The organism is Cyclobacterium sp. 1_MG-2023, from assembly GCF_030546805.1.
In the GTDB taxonomy this organism is placed as follows: Bacteria; Bacteroidota; Bacteroidia; order Cytophagales; family Cyclobacteriaceae; genus Cyclobacterium.
Window position 1 is genome coordinate 19,097 of the sequence record NZ_JAUOPC010000018.1, and the last position, 16,689, is coordinate 35,785.

General features: G+C 38.9%; 15 protein-coding genes. 7 read left to right on the forward strand and 8 right to left on the reverse strand.

Annotation, left to right across the window (positions count from 1 at the left end):
- Positions 1-33: 33 nt before the first annotated feature.
- A complete protein-coding gene (locus Q4534_RS21780; protein WP_303615272.1) occupies positions 34-951 on the reverse strand; it encodes a mechanosensitive ion channel family protein in 918 nt (305 codons plus the stop codon).
- 294 nt (positions 952-1,245) lie between these two features.
- On the opposite strand from Q4534_RS21780, the gene Q4534_RS21785 reads away from it, so the two are divergent.
- The gene (locus Q4534_RS21785; RefSeq protein ID WP_303615273.1) at positions 1,246-2,880 is read left to right on the forward strand and encodes a carbon starvation protein A; all 1,635 of its coding nucleotides are present in this window, start codon (positions 1,246-1,248) and stop codon (positions 2,878-2,880) included.
- Positions 2,881-2,966: 86 nt separating this feature from the next.
- On the opposite strand, the gene Q4534_RS21790 is transcribed toward Q4534_RS21785, so the two are convergent.
- The gene (locus tag Q4534_RS21790) at positions 2,967-3,551 is read right to left on the reverse strand and encodes a porin family protein (RefSeq protein ID WP_303615274.1); all 585 of its coding nucleotides are present in this window, start codon (positions 3,549-3,551) and stop codon (positions 2,967-2,969) included.
- 434 nt (positions 3,552-3,985) lie between these two features.
- On the opposite strand from Q4534_RS21790, the gene Q4534_RS21795 reads away from it, so the two are divergent.
- Entirely contained in the window at positions 3,986-4,762 is a 777-nt protein-coding gene (locus Q4534_RS21795) for a hypothetical protein (RefSeq protein WP_303615275.1), read from the forward strand.
- Positions 4,763-4,878: 116 nt separating this feature from the next.
- On the opposite strand, the gene Q4534_RS21800 is transcribed toward Q4534_RS21795, so the two are convergent.
- Together Q4534_RS21800 and carB are read right to left on the reverse strand one after the other, a co-directional pair.
- Entirely contained in the window at positions 4,879-5,133 is a 255-nt protein-coding gene (locus Q4534_RS21800; RefSeq protein WP_014020837.1) for a DUF4834 family protein, read from the reverse strand.
- A gap of 194 nt (positions 5,134-5,327) precedes the next feature.
- Positions 5,328-8,147: a carbamoyl-phosphate synthase large subunit gene (gene carB, locus Q4534_RS21805; RefSeq protein WP_303615276.1), complete on the reverse strand. Its 2,820-nt coding sequence runs from the start codon at positions 8,145-8,147 to the stop codon at positions 5,328-5,330.
- Between the two features lie 471 nt (positions 8,148-8,618).
- Here carB and Q4534_RS21810 point away from each other — a divergent pair, with 471 nt between their 5' ends.
- The 4 genes from Q4534_RS21810 (at position 8,619) to Q4534_RS21825 (ending at position 11,100) form a co-directional block, all read left to right on the forward strand.
- The gene (locus tag Q4534_RS21810) at positions 8,619-9,119 is read left to right on the forward strand and encodes a hypothetical protein (RefSeq protein WP_303615277.1); all 501 of its coding nucleotides are present in this window, start codon (positions 8,619-8,621) and stop codon (positions 9,117-9,119) included.
- A 69-nt stretch (positions 9,120-9,188) separates the two neighbouring features.
- The gene (locus Q4534_RS21815) at positions 9,189-9,392 is read left to right on the forward strand and encodes a hypothetical protein (protein ID WP_303615278.1); all 204 of its coding nucleotides are present in this window, start codon (positions 9,189-9,191) and stop codon (positions 9,390-9,392) included.
- Positions 9,389-9,829 carry a PIN domain-containing protein gene (locus Q4534_RS21820; protein WP_303615279.1) on the forward strand — a complete coding sequence of 147 codons (441 nt, stop codon included), beginning with the start codon at positions 9,389-9,391 and terminating at the stop codon, positions 9,827-9,829. Before Q4534_RS21815 ends, Q4534_RS21820 begins: the two co-directional genes overlap by 4 nt.
- A 671-nt stretch (positions 9,830-10,500) precedes the next feature.
- Positions 10,501-11,100 (forward strand): DUF4202 domain-containing protein, encoded by a 600-nt coding sequence (locus Q4534_RS21825; RefSeq protein WP_303615280.1) that lies wholly within the window; start codon positions 10,501-10,503, stop codon positions 11,098-11,100.
- A gap of 3 nt (positions 11,101-11,103) precedes the next feature.
- Here the strand turns inward: Q4534_RS21825 and Q4534_RS21830 are convergent, their stop codons facing one another.
- The 4 genes from Q4534_RS21830 to Q4534_RS21845 form a co-directional block, all read right to left on the reverse strand.
- A complete protein-coding gene (locus Q4534_RS21830; protein WP_303615281.1) occupies positions 11,104-12,051 on the reverse strand; it encodes a sugar phosphate isomerase/epimerase in 948 nt (315 codons plus the stop codon).
- A gap of 78 nt (positions 12,052-12,129) precedes the next feature.
- Positions 12,130-12,795 carry a YiiX/YebB-like N1pC/P60 family cysteine hydrolase gene (locus Q4534_RS21835; protein ID WP_303615282.1) on the reverse strand — a complete coding sequence of 222 codons (666 nt, stop codon included), beginning with the start codon at positions 12,793-12,795 and terminating at the stop codon, positions 12,130-12,132.
- Entirely contained in the window at positions 12,792-13,079 is a 288-nt protein-coding gene (locus tag Q4534_RS21840) for a hypothetical protein (RefSeq protein WP_303615283.1), read from the reverse strand. Before Q4534_RS21840 ends, Q4534_RS21835 begins: the two co-directional genes overlap by 4 nt.
- A complete protein-coding gene (locus Q4534_RS21845; RefSeq protein WP_303615319.1) occupies positions 13,076-14,731 on the reverse strand; it encodes a DNA polymerase/3'-5' exonuclease PolX in 1,656 nt (551 codons plus the stop codon). Before Q4534_RS21845 ends, Q4534_RS21840 begins: the two co-directional genes overlap by 4 nt.
- Before the next feature lie 365 nt (positions 14,732-15,096).
- On the opposite strand from Q4534_RS21845, the gene Q4534_RS21850 reads away from it, so the two are divergent.
- A complete protein-coding gene (locus Q4534_RS21850) occupies positions 15,097-16,686 on the forward strand; it encodes a transcriptional regulator (protein WP_303615284.1) in 1,590 nt (529 codons plus the stop codon).
- The last annotated feature ends 3 nt before the right edge of the window (positions 16,687-16,689 follow it).

Here is a 16,689-nt window from a genome sequence, read left to right on the forward strand (position 1 = left end):
CCAAAATCTACTTTCTCGAAAAGTTTACCCATTTCATTTCTTAATTTCTGCAGTTTCTTTCTCCATCAATACCCTGGTTTTTGGCAGTGTTTCGGGATGGTTTTTTTGAAGAAATTCAAGCAGCTTTTCCCTCACTAAACACCTGAGATCAAAGGCAGTTGGGCTATCTCTAGCGCTCATAAGGCACCTTAGTTCGATGGTTTTTTCTGTCCAATCTGTGACCTGCAATACTTGAACCTTTTTATCCCATAAAGGTGTAGCATCTAAAATTTCTTTTAATTTCGACTTTAATTCACCTACATTAACCGTTGGGTCAACATATATAAATACAGTGCCCCAAATGGCTGCAGTGGTTCTGGTCCAGTTTTGGAAAGGTTTCTCTATAAAATAGTTGATGGGCAGAACTAACCTTCTCTGGTCCCAAATCTGAACAACCACATAAGTGAGGTTTATTTCTTCTATTTTACCCCACTCTCCTTCCACGACAACTACATCATCAATCCTTATTGGCTGGGTAAATGCAATCTGAAAGCCTGCCAATAAGTTGGCAATGGATTTTTGTGCAGCAAAACCAATGATGATACCCATTATTCCTGCAGAAGTAAGCAATCCGGTACCGATCCTTCTGGCAGATTCGAAATTCATTAAAATGGAAGCGAAGGCAATCACCACCACCCCGATAATAAAGATCTTTCTAATGAAGGCAACTTGGGTCACAAGTCTTCTTTCGCGCAGGTTATCCTCCTTGTCGAAAGTATATTTTTCCAAAAAGATATACCGTAAAACATTGGATAATTCTATTATGATCCAGGTAAATAGGACAATAGCCAATACTATAAACAATCTTTCCTGTACAATATTTAACGAGGCCGGAGGAGGTAAGTAATAGCCAATAAGGGGATATATGGCCAAAAATATCCCCCATTTAAGGGCTTTTGAAAACTTATTCATGGATTGCTTTCCTTTCCGGGTGCCGGGCTTATAGAAAAGTCTCAGCAATTTTGGAAAAGCAAATTCCATAAAGAAATGGCTAAAAATCAATAATCCTATGCAGGCTCCTAGAAATAGGAGAGTCGGCTTGTTGAACATTTTTAGGAGAGGATTAATTTGGAAAATAGTAATAAAGGGAATAGCAATGTGTCTTTTCTATCTGCCATTGGTACTAAATAATTTTTAAATTAGGGTTTATTTCCGATGAAATCAATTTTCTAATTAACTTTGATGCTTGAATAATAAATCCAAATCATGCAACTGACGTACCTTTTTCTTTTTTCCGCAATTATTTTAATAGTAGCGTATTTCACCTATGGAAAGTTTGTCTTTAAAAAGTTTAAAATCAACAATAATAATCTTGCTCCCTCTCACCGGTTAAAGGATGGTGTGGATTACGTCCCGAGTAAGCCTATTGTGGTTTTGGGACATCATTTTGCCTCAATAGCAGGTGCAGGGCCAATTGTTGGTCCCATCATTGCCGTAGCATTCGGCTGGGTACCCGCAGTAATATGGATTTTGATCGGTGGAATATTTTTTGGTGCCGTCCATGATCTGGGGAGCATGGTGGCTTCCCTTAGGAACGATGGGAAATCTATTGGCGTAATCATTCAAAATAATATTGGAAAGAAAGGTAAAAGACTATTTATCTTGTTTAGTTTTTCCACTTTGATTTTAATTATTGCCGTTTTTGCTGACATCATCGCCAAGACATTTATTAATAACCCCGGAGTTGCTTCGGCTTCTATTCTTTTCATTTTGCTTGCAGTGGTTTTTGGCTTTGTTACCAAATTGACCGAAAATAAAAAATCCGCTTTCCTAATTGCCTCCATTGTAGGGGTGGTGGTAATGTATTACTTTGTCTATCTGGGCATGCAAATTCCATTTGAACTCAATTATCAGACTTGGATTTATATACTGTTAATATATGCCTTCATTGCTTCGGTTACTCCTGTATCCATGCTGTTGCAACCAAGAGATTATCTGAATAGCTTTTTGTTATATGGGTTGATTCTTGCTGCGATTGTAGGGGTGGTGATTGCCAATCCTACCATTGTGATGGATACTGAAGTACATGTGTCTACAGAGAATCTTGGTTATTTGTTTCCTGTATTGTTTGTGACCATTGCTTGTGGAGCCATCAGTGGCTTTCATTCCCTTGTAGCCTCAGGAACAACTTCTAAACAATTGGATAAAGAAAGTGATGCCAAAGTTGTTGGGTATGGAGGGATGTTGATAGAATCATTTTTAGCCATCATTTCAGTTGGGGCTGTGATCGTATTAAACCGCACAGATTACTTGTCTAGGTTGGGGCAAGATGGTCCTGTACCACTTTTTGCCGATGGTCTTGGAGCTATTATTTCTTCATTGGGCATATCCGAATCATTCGCTGTAGGCTTTGTGGCCTTGACAGTTTCAGCTTTTGCACTCACCACTTTAGATACCTGTACTAGGCTGGCAAGGTTTACCCTTCAAGAATACTTTGAAGATGTGGAACAACCGATTGGTAAAAAACTATCCCAAAACAGATACCTCTCTACAGGGGTGGTTGTCATATTGTCTGTGCTATTGTTGGGGAGTGGTGGATTTACCACCTTATGGCCAATTTTCGGTTCGGCCAATCAACTTTTGGCAGCCCTCGCATTATTGACGATTTCTGTTTGGCTGATCAAAAAGGATATTAACCCCACCTTTGTAACCATTCCCATGTTCTTTATGTTTACCGTCACATTGACTTCCTTGGGATTATTTGCTTGGCAAAACTTTCAAAAAGATGCTTATGTGCTTTCAATCATCGCGGCAATTTTATTCGTTCTTTCCTTTGCCTTGATCTTCCTTGCTAGAAAAAGTTTAATTAAAGAAGTTCATTCTAAAGAATTGGTCAATTAAAAGCAGCTTCGGTATCTAAGTAAATTGCTTAGCTCCGAAGCTGCTATTATTAATAAATTTCTCTTAAATGCTTGGCCCTTCAAAGTCTAAAATAGATTGATTCCGAGAGAAAGCATGATTTGGTTTTGCCTCTGGTCAGTAGGGATATCTCCAAAATTATTTACAGAATTGGTTAGGGCGCCTTCATATTTCAAATCCAATAATAGGTTCCCAATATCCAAACCTATGCCTGCTTGGTACCCAAATGTAAAGTCTTCTGTAGGAGGAATAATATTTTGGACAGAAGATCCATCACTGGCTTTTACTTTTCCGTCAAGCATATAACTAGCTACAGGACCTGCCTGAATTCGGAAGGTATTGCCTAGTTTTAATCCAATCATTAATGGTACATCCAGCCTGTCAAAGTCGGAATCGTATTTAAAGGTATTGTCTTGAAAGGAGCCTCCGGTATTGGTATAAAGAACTTCCGGTTGCAAATAGATGACAGGTAGGTTTATTCTAGCGAAAATTCCCACATGGTAGCCCATCTGAGAATCTTCTCCTTTAAACCCATCCGAAACTTGAACATCACCTTGTGAAAGGCCAATCTTAGGACCTACCGACAAAATCTGAGCATTTAGCTGTGTAATACCTAATCCTGTAAAGAATAGAATAATTAATACTTTTTTCATTAGTTTGGCTTTAAATTAAATAATAGTGCTTTCTTTCAACCCGAACCTTGTAGTGGATTTGTCCAAATATTGAGTTTTCTTTAGTTTCTTTTAGGCTGTTAACCGAAAAAAATGTTGCCCGAATTGGCGAATAAAATCCCGAATAGGTAAACCTGATTAAATGTTTAATATCCTATAAAGGTATAAAATAAGGCAATTTTAAACTCAAATAATCTGTTTATCGCATCATTTGTGGTTCAATAATTTAATAACCAATTCTGTGCCGAAATAGTATAGGTTGGGTAAATTAATTTTAACATAATTTAAGAATTGCACTTAACAAAAATAAATCCTTATTTAAAGATAATAACAACTGCATTTTTCACGTTATTTTATTCGGTCTATTTTTTCAAATAGCTGATTAGTAGTAATTTGTGCGGTTTTTGAATTCGTCTATGAGAAATTTTACTTTTAAAACGCTTTGTTTTCTTTGCTTGACTTTCAGTTTTTATTCATGTATAGAGGATACGGATGGTGTCAATGAAGAACTGTACATGGGGGTATCTGCCGCAAGGTGGGATGTAGGGAAGTCTGCCAACTTTTTATTGGCAGCAGATCAGTTTCCGGCTTTGGAACTGGAATTGGTTTATATGGAAGGGTATGAGCCTTCGGATAAAATGCTTGAATCGCTTGTTGAATTTTTAGAGAAATATACATTCAAGCCTGAAGGTATTCACTTGTTGTTAAAAGAAATTCCTGCTATGAATAAGGAGACTTATACTACAGAGGAAATTGCGACAATCGAAAATGATTACCGTGAAAGTTACAACGAGGGGAATACGATATCAGTATTTCTTTTGGTGGTGGATGGTGATTTTGAGAAAAATGAGGAGGATTCATTTACCATAGGTGCTGCCTATAGAAATACAAGTCTGGTGCTATTTGGAAGTCAAATTGAAAAAAATTCAGGGGGGATAAGAAGGCCCAGTAAAAGCAATCTGGAAACTACCGTTGTTTTACATGAGATGGGACATTTATTGGGCTTGGTAAATGTTGGCAGTGAAATGGTGGAACCACATGAGGATGAATCGTACGATCATCACTGCGACAATGAAGACTGTCTCATGTATTGGGCTATTGAGACGAATAGCTTTTTTAATTATATGCAAGATGCCGTCCCTTCACTTGACAGCAATTGTGAGCTAGACCTCAGGGCAAATGGTGGTAAATAAACGCTTTGTAAAGGCTTAGTGAATAGCTGCTTGTAAAATAATGTTTGCCTTGGTTTTTGAAGATGCAGCTTAATTAGAACCGCATCAAGAGGATAGGACAGCGTATTAGGGTGGGTTTAATCTTTTACTTCCTCGTAATCAATATAGTCTCCTCCGGAAATGGTGCTGGACGAACCGTTTTTACCATTCTTGGGTATAAAATCTACATTCACATTGCCATCTTTGGGTTTGTTTCTTTTTCTTGTCTCTTCTCTTTGAGCCTCCTTTACTTGATCTGCAAATTTTTTCAGTTTACTGTTCAGGAAAAATTTAAATAAGCTTGAGAAAACCCATCCTAAGGCGATAAAGAAAATTATTATTTTTAAAATCATGATTAACAATTTTGAAAGCTCACTAATTCTGTTCAAACACAACAAAGTGCTTAATCCATTAACGGAAAATCACCACTTAGCATTCAATATTAATGGAAAAAAAATACAAAAACCAATCTAAACTGTTGTAAAGGAGATGGAATAAAGTTACCCGGCTTGAAATCCAAGCCGGGTATGTTATTGATTTAGGTCTTTTATCTACTCAAATAAAGGTTTCTTTCTGCAAATATTTTCAGAAAATAATCGTCCATCAAGTCATCTATAAAATAGATGGCTTCACCTGTAGATTTCATTTCAGGCCCCAATTCCTTATTTACATTCGGGAATTTGTGGAAAGAGAAAACAGGTTCTTTAATTGCATAACCTTTTTTCACAGGAGCGAAATTAAAGTCAGTCACTTTCTTCTCACCTAACATCACTTTGGTCGCATAATTTACGTAAGGTTCCTGGTAGGCTTTACATATAAAAGGTACCGTACGGGATGCTCTAGGGTTGGCTTCAATCACATACACCTTGTCATCTTTGATGGCAAACTGAATGTTTATCAATCCCTTGGTTTCTAAGGCCACTGCTATCTTCTCAGTGATTGTTTCGATTTGTCGAATCACCAGATCTCCAAGATTATAGGGAGGCAATACCGCATATGAATCTCCTGAGTGAATGCCCGCAGGTTCTATATGTTGCATGATGCCAATGATATAAACATTTTCTCCATCACAAATGGCATCTGCTTCTGCTTCAATGGCACCTTCGAGGAAGTGGTCAAGCAAAATTTCATTGTTTGGAATGTCGCGGAGAACGGTTACTACATGCTCTTCGAGTTCCTTTTCATTGATAACAATTTTCATTCCCTGTCCACCCAAGACATAAGATGGTCTTACCAATAATGGAAAGCCGATGGTTTTGCAAAGTTCGAGAGCTTCGTCTGTACTATGTACAGTTCCAAATTCAGGATAAGGAACATTATTTTCTTTCAAGAGCTGGGAGAACCTGCCTCTGTCTTCTGCCAGGTCTAGTGCTCTGTAACTAGTGCCGAGAATTGGGATATTGTATTTGTCCATTTTCTCTGCCAGTTTAAGTGCTGTTTGTCCTCCCAGCTGAACGATCACTCCCGCAGGTTTTTCATGCAGGATGATTTCATAGATATGTTCCCAGAATACAGGTTCAAAATACAATTTATCCGCAATGTCAAAATCTGTAGAAACTGTTTCAGGGTTACAATTGATCATGATGGTTTCATAGCCACATTCCTTGGCTGCTAAGACCCCATGAACACAAGAGTAATCAAACTCAATTCCCTGACCAACCCTGTTGGGGCCGGATCCAAGAACCACTATTTTTTTTCTGTCAGAAACAATGGATTCGTTTTCATCTCCAAAGGAGGAGTAAAAATAAGGTGTTTGCGCTTCAAATTCTGCTGCACAGGTGTCTACGAGTTTAAACACTCGTTTGATTCCCATTTCATCTCTTCTCTTATTGAAAACTTCACTTTCCAAGCATCCCAATAGGTGGGCAATTTGCCGGTCGGCATAGCCTTTATGTTTGGCAGTTTGCATGAGTTCTTTACTGATGCTCTCCAGTGTTTCTTTGGCAAGTGTGTTGTCTAGGTGTACCAATTCCTCGATCTGCTTCAAAAACCATTTGTCAATTTTTGTCAGATCTTGAATGGTTCTGAATGAAATGCCTAATTTGAATGCATCATAAATATGGAAAAGTCTGTTCCAACTTGGGTTGGCCAAGCTGTACAGAATTTCTTCTTGATTTCTAAGCTCTTTGCCATCAGCGCCAAGGCCATTTCGCTTGATTTCAAGGGATTGACAAGCTTTTTGTAGGGCTTCCTGAAAGTTTCTGCCTATGCCCATTACTTCCCCAACAGCTTTCATGGAAAGGCCTAGTTTTCTATCAGAGCCTTTGAATTTGTCAAAATTCCATCTAGGTATTTTGACAATAACATAATCAATGGCAGGCTCAAAGAAGGCCGACGTGCTGCCGGTAATGGAATTCTTTAATTCGTCAAGGTTGTACCCTACAGCTAGCTTTGCTGCAACTTTGGCAATCGGATAACCTGTAGCCTTTGAGGCCAAAGCAGAAGATCTTGATACCCTTGGATTGATTTCTATACCTATGATGGTTTGGTTGTCAGGGCTTACAGAGAACTGTACGTTACATCCCCCGGCAAAATTACCGATGCCATTCATCATGCGGATGGCCATGTTTCTCATTTTTTGAAAAACAGGATCAGGCAAAGTCATGGCAGGAGCTACGGTGATGGAGTCACCAGTGTGAACCCCCATTGGGTCAAAGTTCTCTATGGAACAAATGACCACCATATTGCCAAGATTATCTCTGAGAACTTCTAATTCGTACTCTTTCCATCCAAGAATACTTTGTTCGATCAATACTTCATGGGTAGGTGAGGCTTGAAGTCCTGCACTTAATGCTTTTTCGAAATTATCCGGGCCATCAACAAATCCGCCTCCTGTACCACCTAGGGTATAAGAAGGCCTGATAACCAATGGGAAGCCTATTTCTTGGGCAATTTCCTTTCCTTGCAAAAAGGAAGTAGCTGTACGACCAATACATACGTCCACACCCAATTCCTCCATCAAGGCTTTAAATTTCTCCCTGTTTTCTGCGGTTTCAATGGCGTCAATATCCACACCAATCATTTTAGTGCCGAATTTTTCCCATATACCAGCCTTATCGCAATCAATTGCCAAGTTAAGAGCGGTTTGTCCGCCCATGGTGGGGAGTACACAGTCAATGTCCGGATGCTCTGTTAAAATCTTTACAATTGATTTTTTCTCAAGTGGCAAAAGGTATACATTGTCTGCAGTCACCGGATCGGTCATAATGGTTGCAGGATTGGAATTGATAAGGGTAACTTTAATTCCTTCCTCCCTCAATGATCGGGAAGCTTGAGATCCTGCATAATCAAATTCACAAGCCTGCCCGATTACAATAGGGCCGCTTCCGATTATAAGTACATGTTTGATGCTACTGTCTTTTGGCATGCTTGATGATTTTTGAAATAGTTTACTATTGGCTAAATTGGGGCAAAATTAATCAAATTTATTGAACATCCACATGAATTCTTGATTTTACGCAGTTCAATTCACAACTAATATTTTTTGCTTGTACCCAATAGAAGCAATTGTCTTTATGTGGCATTTCAATACTTCCGCCAAATCAACCGTTTATTTTTAATGGTTAATTGTTAATTATCAATTGTTAATTAACAATTAACCATTAACAATTAACCATTAACAATTATTGAATTAACCATTACCCCATTAACAATTAACCATTATTCAACTAAGTCAAGCAGCTTTCCCACAGTTTCTTGTAGCGTTTATATGTTTGCTTACGTCTTAAAAGAAAGCCACGAAAGGATTAGGAAAACGAAAATGTAAACTATAAATTTAAATGTGCTTTTAATCCTTTCTTTTTACCCGGATGGGGTTTACATTCAAAATTCAATTAAGATGAAGAAATTAGCGGTTTTTAAAGGCAAATGGATTTTTTGGGTAGGTATGGTTTTTCTATTACCAATACTTGGTGGGTGCCAGGATGAGGAATTACCGGAGGGCGAGATCCGCTTAAGCCAAATTCCTGACAACCCTGACTATGCGTCTCTTCCTCTTATTGGTACCCAGTGGAAACTGATCGGATTTGTGGATGGGAGACGGGAGAGGTTAAGATTAGCAGAACCCACCAATGAAAATAGTTATACAATCATATTTCTTAAAAATGGTGAATTTTCAGGAACCACCTATGCGAACGGGATGGTTGGGAAATATGAAGCTTCTGAAATCGACAGCAGTTTGAAAATTCTAGAACTTGGATTGAAATCGTTTGCAGGAGAAATATATGACAGCCCGATATACACCGAATCATTAAAGAATTCCAGTGATTTTAGTCTATCTCCCAAGGGGTTGGTCCTCTACTACGATTCACAAAAGTTCATGCTTTTCCAACCCCAATAAGTGGTAGTTTTAATTACCATAACAATCTAAAAATAAAACTTTATTTAAAGATTTTGAGTATATTTAAATATGCAGATCGAAAGAACAAATGAAGAGATTTTGATTCGGGTTCCCTCAGAAACTGACCTGGTGGGCTTACAACGCATTTTGGACTATATTAGGTTCAGGGAAATCGCGTCAAAAAGTAAAGCTAGTCAAATACAAATTGATAAGCTGGATATGGTTTCAAAATCATCTTGGTGGGATCAAAATAAGGAAAAATTCCTCAAGTGAAAGTTGTTGTTGACACCAATATTGTTTTCAGTGCTCTCCTGACACCAAATGGGTCAATTAGTGATATTCTGCTAAATTCCTCTGGAACTTTTGATTTCTTCACGCCCACTTTTTTACTGGAAGAATTGGCACACCATCATCAGAAACTTTTAAAATTATCAGCCTATTCTGAACAAGACCTTTCTTTCATGAAAAGAATGGTTTTAAAAAAAATTGAATTTATTGATTTGGAATTGATAAGCGATCTCTTCTGGAAGAAAGCAATTAAGATGACCACTCCAATAGATGAGTTTGATACTCCATTTGTTGCATTGAGCTTAGCGTTAGGAGCTTCTCTTTGGACGGGTGATAAAAAACTTGCGAAGGGATTGAGGCTACAAAAAATTGATTGGGCTGTGAATACTGCAGACCTAGAAGTAATTAGGGATAGAAGCTGAAATTTACATTGATCTTCATTTTCACAGTTTACAGGTTTTCTTCTCGGTTATGTTTTTAATCCTTTAGAAAACAATGCAGGGTGCGCATAGCACTTACCGAAACGCCTTTTGTTCCCGGCATTACAAATGCCTCGTTTGCGTAAACAATCAGACACCTGGGATGTAGTTGTAAACACACTCAGTTCGGGCTTTTCAATGCTGCCTCCAAATCAAGCGTTTATTTTTAATGGTTAATTATTAATTATTAATTACCAATTATCAATTATCAAATGTTAATTTACAATTACCACATTAACCATTAACAATTATTAAATTAAATATTACCCCATTAACAATTAACCATTAGCCCATTAACAATTACTCGATTAACAATTAACCATTAATAATTATTGAATTAACAATTAACCATTATGTCCCCCTTATGAAAGCGATAATACCTGAAATCGGGTGTCTTTTACCGCTGTTACCTATTTGATGAGGATGATATTTCAACTATTTTTGGGATAAATCCGAACAATACAATAGACTATTTGAATACATGGTAAAACCGATTCAAAATAAATCGCTATTTGGAGATTTTCTTGAGGGTTTCCCTGCTAATTACGATTCCTGTGGTATAGACCGGGTTTAAATTTTATTTTGTAAACAGCTTATTGGTAAAAGAAAGCGTTATGAGAAATGTTAAAACCGGTGACTATGGTGCAGCAGTAGCAAAAATTGATGCCGCCAACGAAGAAGATCCAAACCTTGAAGAAGTAAAAGGAGAGAAAGTACCCAAAGAACTGTTGTATGGGAAGCGGATGGCCTTCATGATAGAAGAAGTTTACCCGGAAGCAAATGAAGTATTAAAGCTAGCTGCGAGAAGTCAGCATATTCGGCGTTGGGAAATTCCAAGGGACTCCTATCCTATGGACCGAAAAGGCTATTTGCTATGGAGAACCAACCTCAAGGGGTTTCATGCCAATCTTGCCAAGGAAATCTTGGAAAGCAGCGGTTATGACGCTTCCGATTTACAAAAAATTGATGATTTAATTAATAAACGCAGATTGAAATCAGACCCTGAGACGCAGGCGCTGGAGGATGTGGTATGTCTGGTGTTTTTAAAATACTATTTTGATGACTTCATTGCGAAGCACAAAAATGAGGAAGAAAAACTCATTGATATCTTACAGAAAACCTGGAAAAAGATGTCTCCAAAAGGCCAGGAAAAAGCCTTGTCTTTAAACCACTCAGAACGAGCATTGGCTTTGATCAACAAGGCCTTGGCCTAGGTTTTATTTGTATTTTGCTGTTTTATAAACTTTCACATCTTTAGCGATGGCAGAAAGTATGGCCTCTTTACTCATGGTTGGGTGCTTGTGGCCATGCTCTGCTCCTCCTAAGTCGTACTCACAATGTAGGATTTTAGGAAGACTGCCCATAAATCCCGGATGCTCTTGTAAAAGTTCAAATTTCACATTTCCTTCTCCATAGGGAACATTAATCGGCCTGTCACCTTTGTCATCAACATTCCCCCAGACATAATCCTTTAGATCAAAACTTCTTATTTGATCACTGATCATGTGGAAAACATTTTCATAAGATTGATAGCCTTCTACAGAGGCATGACGCAAATCAAACTGCACCCCAATATGATCAGGGTTGATGTCTTTCAATAAATGGTAAATTTCCCAAACAGAACCTCCAATACGCCTTCCGGCATGGTTCTGATAATGGCCCGTTACCCCATGTTTCTCGTGCAACTCAGCCAATTGCTTCATGGAAGCATTGAGGGATTTTAATTCCTTAATGATATTTTTGGTGGTAAATGGAAGGTAGCCCATGCGGTAATCGGTGATTCCTTCGCCGGAAATGGTCCTAAGGAATTCACCCATATCGGCCATCTGATTGAGGTTCATATCAGTGGTCAGCACCGGCCGCTTTAAGCCCAAAGTTTCACTCTTATTGACAATTATGGGCAGCTTTTGCTTTATTTCATCTGTATTAAAAAAACCATTTTTCCTTACAGGTAAATCAACTCCATCAAAGCCTAGAGATTTTACTGTTTCAGGTACCTGCTCCAGAGGAAGCCATTGGAGGGCCTTTGTGAATAGGTAAAAAGGTGCAGGAGCTGCCGCCTTCTTAGCATCCGGCAATATATTTTTTAAAAAGCCTAATTGTGGAGTCAATACACCGGTTCCGGCTACAGCCATTATTTTCTTTACGGAAGATCTTCTGTTCATTTGGGGCTTATTTGAATGTGTGATTATTTAGACAAGGTACTATTTTGCCTTCATTGAATCAATAATTTTTTCTTTAACTTATGGCTTTTCAAAATCATGGATCATTTCTAAAGCCGGAGAAAGGCTCATGCCACCGGGGTTTAGCCCCGGCTCACCTTCAGGTATTGATAAATTCAATGCTTCAAAATACTTTTCCCACACAGGGAATAGTAGACCTGTGTCAGGATCCTTAAAGGTCATGGGTGGGGTTGCAAAAATCGGTTCGCCTCCATTTGCCTTCTTAAAAGAAAAATGGATAAGTTCTGAACAATAATAGGCATCATTTGCCAAATCAAAGGCATTGTCATAAGGCTTTCCGATCAGGGTTTTCCCGTATCGAACGGCTTCCGGGATTAGCTGCTGGTATTCGGGCTTCAACCGACCAATATGTACCTTTGGGACTCCCTTCGTATTGGTGTGACGGTATAAAAATTCTTTTAAAGGGGTGACTATAACCCCCTGGCTGTTGGCTTCCAGGACCATCCATTCACCTTTTGAGCCGATCAAAATCCCATTGTGAGAAAAGGACTGCCCTTCATACCCGGAGGTCACTTTTTTGATTGCTTCACAAAAATCTCCACAATCTCCATTTTGAAATAAAATATCCCCTACTTTCCAATCTCTCCATGGCTCTTGACTATATGCGCTTAAAAAACAGAAGTGAAAGAGGATTAGTAGTCCTGTTCTTAGTTTTTTGGTTTTCATACCAGCATGAAAAAGAGCAAGGATACGGCCAAAATTAAAGTCATCTTTTTGGCTTTTTCTTTTTGTGGAGCACTTATTTTTTTTCTACGAAGCACCAGCACCGCAAGGCTTAAGCCCAGCAACTGCAGGCCTATGGCCAGGCCGGCAAACCAGCCCGCGTAAGCCATGGTAGGCTGTAACAAGGCCTTAACTACCAAGGGTATCAATCCAAAAAGTATGCCCGCCATTCCGGATTGGAAGGACAGCTTTAACAAGTCCTCAGTCCCTTTTTGATGTATGTTCATTGTTTTTTTCTTTTCCTGTCCTCAAAATAGCTGGCCAATTCTTCTCTGCTCTTTGTGTTTAGGGTCATCGCTTTGGTCAATCCTCCTTTTCTACCTACAATAACGCCAAATTTCATGTGAGCGACACCGGCTTTTTCATGCGCATCCGGGTTGATAGAGAGTAACACTCCTTTGTCCATGGCATACCTGACCCATCGCCAATCAAGGTCCAATCTCCATGGGTTGGCGTTAATTTCTATGACCACCTCATGTGCTGCACAGGCATCAATAACCGCACGATGATCGATCGGGTAGCCTTCTCTTCTTAAAAGGAGCCTACCTGTGGGATGGCCTAATATCGCGGTATAGGGGTTTTCAATGGCTTTGAGTAAGCGTGCAGTAGCCTTATTGATATCCATGCTCAAACCGGAATGAACAGAAGCCACCACATAATCAAATGTGGCCAATACCTCGTCTGAATAATCCAGGCTCCCATCTGTGAGGATGTCGCTTTCTATTCCCTTGAAAACGCGAAAGGGCTTCAATGATTCATTGATGCTGTCAATTTCCTGGTGTTGCTTGTAAATGCGGTCTTCATCCAGGCCATTGGCATAAAATGCGGAGCGACTATGATCAGCAATGCCGAAATATTCAAATCCTTCTGATTGGCAGAATGCTGACATTTCCATCAGCGTGTTTTTTCCATCACTGTAAGTGGAATGGTTGTGTAAAGGACCTTTTAGGTCTTCGAGGGTCAGTAGTTCATCCAAAGAATGTGTTTTTACCCAATCCAGTTCCCCGGTGCCTTCCCTCAAAGGTGCAGGAATATAAGGAAGGCCTGCCGCTTCATAAGCCTGCTCCTCGGTTTCAAATTCCCCTTTGTAAAATAATTCGCCAAGTGGTAGCCCATTTTCTGTAGGATATAATAAGTGAGCTTTGGAAGCAGATTTTAAAAGTTTTTGTTTAATAAAATCCTTTGTCGGCACGATGGTGATAAGTAGGTGGATTTCGGGTTCCTCCAGTTGTCCTTCCCAGCGGTAGGGACTCATTTTGGACTTGTCTTGCTTTATCCCATCGACTTTATTTATTGTAGCAAGGCTTTCTTTTGGATCATCCGATCCAATTAGAAATGTAAGGCCTGCTATTATTTCTGCTTCCATTTCAAAACTCCCCACTATGGCAACGCTGTCTTTACCAAGACTTTCAGTAAGTTGTTCAAAAAAAGCTTTGGCCGCTTGTTCTATATCTGCATACAACCATTTTCCTTGGTTGGAAGCTTTGTATTCAAGGGCTTGAATGATGCTATCTTGGGTTTTTTGTCCAAAGCCCTTGATTTTTGCTACCTGTCCGGATTGGCAGGCCTCCATCAATTCATGGGTGGAGGTGATGTCAAGTTCTTTCCACAGCGTTTTTATTTTTTTAGGACCAAGGCCTTTTATTTCCAGAATTTCTAAAATTCCTTTAGGCGTTTGCTCCAAAAGTTTATCCAAAAGCTCATGGCTACCGGCCTCTTGAATAGAGAGGATGGCCTCAGCGATACCTTTACCAATAGAGGGGAGCTTTTGTAGTTCGTCCAGGTTTAGGTTAGCAAGTGGCTTGCCTTCTCTTTCAATACTGTTGATGGCAGATTGATAGCCCCTGATTTTAAATGCATTTTCTCCATGCAATTCCATCAATTGCAAGGTTAATTTAAGGGTCTTGACAATTTGTTTATTATCCAAGGTGTTTTTAGATCTGTTGAGTACCTGACAAATGTCCTAAATAATTGTTTCAAAATAAAATCATAAGTCTTATCTTATGGAGTAAATTAAAGGATCAATGGATATAGTTGATCAACCGTTACTACCAAATTACCCATTTGAAGGCTACTTACTGAGAAATGATTAGTAGGTAGGATAAATTAGGATCGCCATTATGAATAGTGGAGCCGCAAGCATCGCTTAGCCAGCGCCAGAAGAATGGAATTGATGTCAAATATTGGAACAATTAGCATGAAGGCAAAGTTTGGTAAGTAATCAGCAAATAAAACCCTAGAGGAATGTTAAAACGAACCCTATTAACCACTGTAGTCTACTTGCTTTTACTGGGAATAACAATTGGGCAAGTTCAATTTACGCAAAGGTTTGAGGTAGAATCTCATTGGGCAGATGACGACTTTTATGTATTGCCTACCGGAAGAGGAGTTGTGGGATTTCGAATGAAAGCTGAAAATGCTTACGGAAGAAAGAACAGGTTTCAATATTTTACCGCAGACTTTCAATTGAGTGCAGAAAAGCCACTTGAAAGAGAGTTAGATGATTTCTATGAATTGGTGGGTTTTGATCTTGATAGGAACTTATTGTATGTCCTATTCAATAAAGGGTCTCAATTCGATGATGAAAAAGCTATTTTTGAAATAGATATCGAAAGCCGAAGACTAAAAGAGCTTGAGCTTGCCAGTATTTTAGAAATGGAACTTCAGGACTTTTTGGTTTTTAACAAAAAGGCAGTTTTTATGGGGAAATATGATTACCGCCCTGTGATCCAGATATTTGATATTGACACCGAGGAAGTGGTAACGGTGCCCGGTCTTTTTGAAAAAGATGCCAAGATTTTGCAAATGAGAAAAGATCCTGAGTTGAATGTATTTGATGTGGTGATGACAAGAAGGGATGCCTTCAAAAATAAAATAGTATCTATATTGACCTACGACACCGAAGGCAACAAGCTTAGAGAGGTGAAAATTGATGATTTGGAAGATCCATCTATGGAGATTGTGGAGGGGTTACTGACTTCCTCAAACAATTATAAGCAAGCTTTGATTGGGCCCTATGGCTTGAAAAAAAAAGAAGCTTATCAAGGATTGTATTTTACGAAAATCAACGAATTTGGTGAGTATACCAATAGGTTTTATGACATCACTGATTTCGAAAACTTTTACAATTACCTTCCGGACAAAGCCCGTGAAAAGAGATGGAAACGCATAGAAAGAAGAGCTGAAAAGGGCAAAAATAACCCCATCAGAAATGTGTTGGTGACAAGAGAAATTCAGTCTTCCAATGGGCTGTACTTAGTTTACAATGACCATTTTATTTCCTCTTCATCAAGGTATGCCCCAAGAGATGGGAGGTATGTAAGTAATTTTTACCGACTAAACCCCATGATGGGAGGTTATGGTGGCCTTTATAATCCATTGTGGTTAGACCCTAGGTTCAGGGGATCTCAGACAGTAGACCAATATAAGTTTTTGTCGGCACAATTTATTTTACTAAATGCAGAAGGGGATATACTCTGGGAAAATGCCGTAAATCTGGACAATGCGGGTAAAAATGACCCAATGAAGTATGGGGAATTGGTATTTGATGGGGGTAATTTATTTTACATGTATCTCAAGGAAAAAGAACTGATGCTTAGTCAGATAAAGGAGGGGGAAATTGTCATGGAAAATGAACCCTTTGAAATTGAACTAGTAAATGAAAATGAAAGAATAGCGGAAACACGAGAGAATAGTTTGCAACTTATATGGTGGTATGACAATTACTACCTTTTAAGTGGCAAGCAAAGGATAAGGTACCAGAGGGAAGATGGCAGGGAGAAAAGCAAGGAAGTCGATTTTTTTACTAAAATAAAAGTGGATGATTTTATATAGAGC

Bases quoted from the DNA above. Each gene is read 5' to 3' on its own strand.
- Q4534_RS21780 (WP_303615272.1), bottom strand. From the start codon at position 951: ATGAATAAGTTTTCAAAAGCCCTTAAATGGGGGATATTTTTGGCCATA.
- Q4534_RS21785 (WP_303615273.1), top strand. From the start codon at position 1,246: ATGCAACTGACGTACCTTTTTCTTTTTTCCGCAATTATTTTAATAGTA.
- Q4534_RS21790 (WP_303615274.1), bottom strand. From the start codon at position 3,551: ATGAAAAAAGTATTAATTATTCTATTCTTTACAGGATTAGGTATTACA.
- Q4534_RS21795 (WP_303615275.1), top strand. From the start codon at position 3,986: ATGAGAAATTTTACTTTTAAAACGCTTTGTTTTCTTTGCTTGACTTTC.
- Q4534_RS21800 (WP_014020837.1), bottom strand. From the start codon at position 5,133: ATGATTTTAAAAATAATAATTTTCTTTATCGCCTTAGGATGGGTTTTC.
- carB (WP_303615276.1), bottom strand. From the start codon at position 8,147: ATGCCAAAAGACAGTAGCATCAAACATGTACTTATAATCGGAAGCGGC.
- Q4534_RS21810 (WP_303615277.1), top strand. From the start codon at position 8,619: ATGAAGAAATTAGCGGTTTTTAAAGGCAAATGGATTTTTTGGGTAGGT.
- Q4534_RS21815 (WP_303615278.1), top strand. From the start codon at position 9,189: ATGCAGATCGAAAGAACAAATGAAGAGATTTTGATTCGGGTTCCCTCA.
- Q4534_RS21825 (WP_303615280.1), top strand. From the start codon at position 10,501: ATGAGAAATGTTAAAACCGGTGACTATGGTGCAGCAGTAGCAAAAATT.
- Q4534_RS21830 (WP_303615281.1), bottom strand. From the start codon at position 12,051: ATGAACAGAAGATCTTCCGTAAAGAAAATAATGGCTGTAGCCGGAACC.
- Q4534_RS21835 (WP_303615282.1), bottom strand. From the start codon at position 12,795: ATGAAAACCAAAAAACTAAGAACAGGACTACTAATCCTCTTTCACTTC.
- Q4534_RS21840 (WP_303615283.1), bottom strand. From the start codon at position 13,079: ATGAACATACATCAAAAAGGGACTGAGGACTTGTTAAAGCTGTCCTTC.
- Q4534_RS21845 (WP_303615319.1), bottom strand. From the start codon at position 14,731: ATGGAATTGCATGGAGAAAATGCATTTAAAATCAGGGGCTATCAATCT.
- Q4534_RS21850 (WP_303615284.1), top strand. From the start codon at position 15,097: ATGTTAAAACGAACCCTATTAACCACTGTAGTCTACTTGCTTTTACTG.